At 74.4% G+C, this 5319-nt stretch carries 4 protein-coding genes; 1 reads left to right on the top strand and 3 read right to left on the bottom strand.

The annotated features are described in order from the left end of the window. Positions 1-55: 55 nt before the first annotated feature. Positions 56-1000, top strand: coding sequence for a C45 family autoproteolytic acyltransferase/hydolase (locus tag GCU69_RS15065; protein WP_156206330.1), 945 nt, complete (start codon positions 56-58; stop codon positions 998-1000). Positions 1001-1277: 277 nt separating this feature from the next. On the opposite strand, the gene GCU69_RS15060 is transcribed toward GCU69_RS15065, so the two are convergent. The 3 genes from GCU69_RS15060 to GCU69_RS15050 form a co-directional block, all read right to left on the bottom strand. Further along, on the bottom strand, positions 1278-1703 hold the full coding sequence (locus GCU69_RS15060) for a hypothetical protein (protein WP_143671139.1): 426 nt from the start codon (positions 1701-1703) through the stop codon (positions 1278-1280). Between the two features lie 378 nt (positions 1704-2081). Further along, positions 2082-4406, bottom strand: a complete 2325-nt coding sequence (locus GCU69_RS15055) for a xanthine dehydrogenase family protein molybdopterin-binding subunit (RefSeq protein ID WP_098752125.1) — start codon at positions 4404-4406, stop codon at positions 2082-2084. Positions 4407-4503: 97 nt separating this feature from the next. Continuing rightward, the coding region (locus GCU69_RS15050; RefSeq protein ID WP_156206329.1) for a (2Fe-2S)-binding protein at positions 4504-5319 on the bottom strand (816 nt) is incomplete at its 5' end.

Genomic DNA, 5319 nt, shown 5'->3' with positions numbered 1-5319 from the left:
CCAATTGGTTAGGTTGCCCTCTCTTCGTCCGATCCCCACAAGGTGAGTGGCAGCCGTGCGGCAACAGCACAAGACCTTCCAGGCGATCGAGGTCGGTGACGGCGGCGACGGGCGGTGGGCCGCCTACGCCCGGCCTCTGTGGCAGGAGATGGAGGCCCTGCTGACCGAGGAGGGCCGCACTCCGGAGGGCGCGGATCGTTTCCGGGCGCTGTTCCGTGCGCACATGCCGGAAATGGCGCCGGTTCTGGAGCACTTGGCCGTCCAACTCGACCGGCCCGGGGCCGAGGTCTTCCTCACCCACGCGGCACTGCGGCCGTTCTCCCCGGCCTGCACCCAGATCGGCCAGAACGGCACCCTGCTGCGCAACTATGACCTACGGCCCGACCAGTGCGAGGGGGTCATCGTCTCCTCCTGCCTCCTGCGCCCCGTGATCGGGATGCAGGACATGCTGTGGGGCTTGCTGGACGGGATGAACGACGCCGGTCTCGCGGTCTCGCTCACCTGGGGCGGACGTTCCGCCCACGGACGCGGCTTCGCCATTCTCGTCGTGGTGCGCTACCTGCTGGAGACGTGCGACACCGTCGACGAGGCGGTCGCCAGGCTGCGGTCCCTGCCGGTCGCCGTCCCGCAGAACCTCACCCTCGTCGACGCCGTGAAGGCGGTGACGGTGTTCGTGGGACCGGACATGCCGCCGACGGTGGCCCCGGATGCCTGCGCCGCCAACCACCAGCACCTGCCGGTGACCGACGAGCAGGAGCGGGCCCTGCGGACTCAGGAGCGGCTGCGCGCCATTCGCGCCGCGGGTGCGGACGTGGCGGCGATGCTGAAGCCGCCGCTGTACCGACCCGTCGACGAGCAGGGGTCGAGAACGCTCTACACAGCCCACTACCGGCCCGCCGACGGCCGCGTGACGTACTACTGGCCCGGCGAGTCCTGGCAGCAGTCCTTCGGTGACTTCGCACCCGGCTCCCGCACCGTGACCTTGGGCCGGGCCGGCTGAGAGGCTTCCGGGACCCCCGCTCACCCCTGCACGAAGATCTCGTCGAGAGAGTCCGGAGTCCGGTCCTGCCACGGACCCCGTGTCCTCCGGAACCCGCTCGCCGCCCGCGCGATACGGCCACCGGTCACCGAGCGGTCGGCCGCCCGGCCACCGCGGCCCTCGGCCGACCGCAGACTGCCGACCGCAGCCCGCAGCCCGCAGACCACAGACCACAGACCACAGACCACAGACCACAGCCCGCAGACGGGTCCGCTCAGCCGCTCGGCCGCGCCCCGTCTCAGGTGTCCGGGTTGTCGATGTAGCTGCTACGGGTGCAACTGTCGCTGCCCGCGTCGTCGACGCACACGTACACGCGCAGGCCGGAGATGTTGTTGCTGGCATGGAAACTGAGGTTGGTGTGGGACTTGGAGGTGCCGCAGCCGTCGGAGTTGTAGCGCCTCGACGTGTCTATCCCGTCCGGCTGGAGCGCGGTGTAGACGCGCATCCGTATGTACACGTCGTTGGCGTCGCACTTGGTGTCCTTGACGGTGTAGTCGACGTCCGTGAGCGACGCCTTCTCCCAGTCCCAGTCCGCCGATCCGCTGGCCCCCGCCCGGCTGATGTACACGTTCGCCGCTTGTGCCGTACCGGCCGCGCCGACGACGAGCACCCCACTCGCCGCCACTGCCAGAGCCGATACCGCCAGCCGCCTGCTGAGCCTCATGCCGCTTCCCCCTCGATCTCGCGCGGAACCCTTCGCCGAGTCAATCGGGACGGCACCGGCGGCGGTACCTGCCACGTCCGAGGTTGCGCCGGCGGGATCGGGCGGGGACAGCGGTTCACGGAGCCGGGCCACGGACGGGCGGCCCGCAGAGTGGACCAACGGCCACGGATCACGGACCACGGCCCACGGTTCAGAGACCACGGACACGGACGAGGGGCCACGCGGACGAGATTGCGGACACGGGCCCGTGCACGCCGGCCAGGACACGGACCCCGGCCCCGGCCCCGTACGACCGGCCGCGCTCCCCCGCCGCTCCGGTCTCCCCGGCCGCCCCGGGACCCGAGGGCCCCTGGGCGCACACCCGCGACCCGGGCGGCCTCAGCCGCGTGGTGGTGCCGCCACCGCCGCCTGCGGCCTGATCGGGAGCCGGTTGACCGGGCGGCCGGTGGCCGCGCGGACCGCCGACGCCACCGCCGCCGGGGACGTGACCACCGGCACCGCGCTGGCCGCCTTCGCCCCGAAGGGCGCCACCACGTCGCGCTCCTCGACCAGTTTCACGATCCGGATGTCCGGGGTGTCGAGCGCCGTGGGCAGGGCGTAGCCGGTGAGGTTGGGGCGGCGGACCACGCCCGCCGAGGTGCGGAGGTTCTCGGTGAGCGCCGCGCCCACGCCCTGGGTGACGCCCGCCTCGATCCGGGACCGGAGCTGGCGCGGGTTGAGCACCCGGCCGACGTCCTGCGCGACGGCCATCTCCACGACCCGTACGGAGCCCAGCTCGATGTCCACGTCCACGACGGCCCGGACGGCGGCGAAGGCCATACCGACGAAGGCGTCGCCCTGCCCCGTCTCGTCCAGCGGTTCGGTCGGGTGCGGGCGGCACTGCGCGGTGGCCCACAGCTCCTTGCCGTCCAGCGTCTCGGCGACGGTCGTGGAGAGCACGCCGTCGTACGAGGTGATCTTGCCGTCGGCGATCGTCAGCAGCTCCGTCGACATGCCGAACTTGTGCGCCAGCGGCTGGAGCAGCTGGGTGCGGACCATCTTGGCGGCCCGCTCGACCGCGCCGCCCGACACCCAGGTGTGCCGGCCGTGGCAGGCCGGACCGGCCGGCGGCTGGTCGGTGTCGACGGGGGCGACGTGCACCTCCTCGACCCCCAGCGTCTCCTGCACGATCTGGCGTGCCAGGGTCGCGAAGCCCTGGCCGGTGTCGACCGCGGAGCAGATGACGGTGGCGACCCCGCCGTTGACCTTGACCGTCGCGGTGGACACCTCGTCGGTGCCCTCGGCGCCGAGCATGTGCACCATGCCCAGCGCGTAGCCGACGCCGCGCCGCACCGCGCCGGGCTCGCCCGCGCCCTCGGGGCCGCCGGGCAGCAGCCAGTCCTCCTCCGGGGTGTCCTTGGGGAGTGCGGGCAGCGGCGCGTCGCGCACCGCGCCCAGCAGTTCGGCCACGGGCGCCGGGCAGGTCACGGTCTGTCCCGTCGGCAGCAGGTCGCCGGTGGCCATGACGTTCCTCATGCGCAGCTCGGCCGGGTCCAGGCCCAGCTTGGCGGCGAGCTTGTCCATCTGCCCCTCGTACGCGGCGCACACCTGCATGGCGCCCTCGCCCCGGACGTGGCCGGACGGCGGGTTGTTGGTGCGCACGGCCCAGCCCTCGACGAAGGCGTGCGGGACGACGTACGGGCCGCATGCGAAGGCCACCGCGGCGGCGAGCGAGTCGGACGAGGCGTCGGCGTACGCGCCCGCGTCCAGCAGGATCTGCGCCTCGACCTTGACGAGCCGGCCCTCGGCGTCGGCGTGGTGCCGGTAGCGCAGCAGCGTGGGGTGGCGGTGGGCGTGACCCAGGAAGGATTCCTCGCGGGTCGCGGCCAGCTTCACGGGCCGCCCGGTGCGCAGCGCGAGCAGCCCCAGCGGCAGTTGCATCCCCGGGTCCTCGCGGTCGCCCATGGCGCCGGGCACTCCGGTGACGACGACCTTCACCCGCTCCGGGTCCAGGCCGAAGCAGGCGGCGGCGAGGTCCCGGTCGGTGTGCGGGTCGGTGGACGCGGTGTAGATCTCGACGCCGCCGTCCGGGCGGGGCACGGCGAGACCGGCCTCGGCACCGATGGGCGCGGGGTCCTGGCGGCCGATCCGGTACAGGCCCTCGACGACGACCTCGCCGGTGACGTCCGGGTCGCCGTAGCGCAGCGGGATGTGCCGGATCAGATTGCCGTCCGGGTGCAGCGGCTCGGCCTCGAAGGCCTTCTCGGGGTCGGTGACCGGCTCCAGCACCTCGTACTCGACGGCGATGGCGGCGGCGGCGAGCCGCGCGGTGTCGGGGTGGTCGGCGGCGACGGCGGCGATCGGCTCGCCGTGGTGCCGGACGAGTTCGTGCGCGAAGACGGGGCGGTCGGCCACGTTCCGGCCCTGGGAGACGTCACCGGGGACGTCGGCGTGGGTGACGACGGCCTCGACGCCGGGCATCTCCGTCGCCCCCGAGGTGTCGACGGAGAGGATCCGGGCGTGCGGGTGCGGCGAGCGCAGCACGGCGGCCCACAGCAGGCCCTCGGCCCACAGGTCGGCCGCGTACGGGTAGGTGCCCGCCGTCTTGGGGAACGCGTCGGCGGGCGGCAGTGAGGCGCCCAGGCCGTGCGGCGACGGCTCGGCGGGGGGCGCCTGCGCGCCGTCGGTGCCCGGGGTGACGGTGGCCGCGTCGGGACCGGTCATCACGCTGCCTTTCCGCTGCTGCCGGGCGTGCGGCGGGGCCGGGGGCGCCCGGGGGTGTGCGCAGGAGGGGTCGGTCGGGGGGCCGCGGGTGCGGGGTTCACGCGGGGCCTCCGGAGGAGGGGTGGGCGCCGCCGTGCGGGCCCGACTGATGGGGGATGCGGGGAGCGGGGCCGTGGTCGTGGTGCTGCTGCCCGTAGCCCGCCGGGTGGCCGTCGGTGCCGTACGGCTCCGGGCCGTACGCCTCCGTGCCGTAGGGCGTGCCGCCGTGCCGTCCGTCGCCCTGCGCGGGCACCGTCGGCTCGGCGTGCCCCGCGGGCCGCTCGGGCTCCTGCTGGGCCGGCTCCGCCTGCTCGGCGGCAGCGGCCTGCGCGCGTCCCTCGGCGACCTCGCGGACCGCCTCCAGGACGCCGCGGTAGCCGGAGCAGCGGCACAGGTTGCCGCAGATGGCCTGCCGGGTCTCCAGGTCGGTCGGGGCGTGGTTGCCCTCCAGCAGGTCGTGCACGGTCATGGCGAGGCCGGGCACGCAGAAGCCGCACTGCACGGCGCCGTTCTCGGCGAGCGCCCGCTGCACGTCGGAGGGCGCGCCGTCGGCGGCGAGGCCCTCGACCGTCCGCACCTCGGAACCGGCGGTGGTCGCCGCCGGGACCAGGCAGGACGCGACGAGCCGCCCGTCGACCTGTACGGAGCAGGCGCCGCACTCGCCCTGCGAGCAGCCGTCCTTGGCCCCGGCGAGGCCCAGCCGCTCCCGCAGGACGTAGAGCAGCGACTCGCCGATCCAGGCGTCGGTGACGGGGCGCTCGGTGCCGTTGACGCTCAGCACGTACGAGGCGTGCGGGTGCTCGCTGTGCGGGTCGGGGCCGGTGTCCGCGCCGTCCGCCGGGCTCTCCGGGGCGGGCTCGGCGGCGTCCGCTCC

This window comes from Streptomyces lycii (assembly GCF_009735685.1).
GTDB classification, from domain to species: Bacteria; Actinomycetota; Actinomycetes; order Streptomycetales; family Streptomycetaceae; genus Streptomyces; species Streptomyces lycii.
The sequence above is the reverse complement of the archived record's forward strand: the minus strand, read 5'-3'. Positions and strand labels throughout refer to the sequence as shown.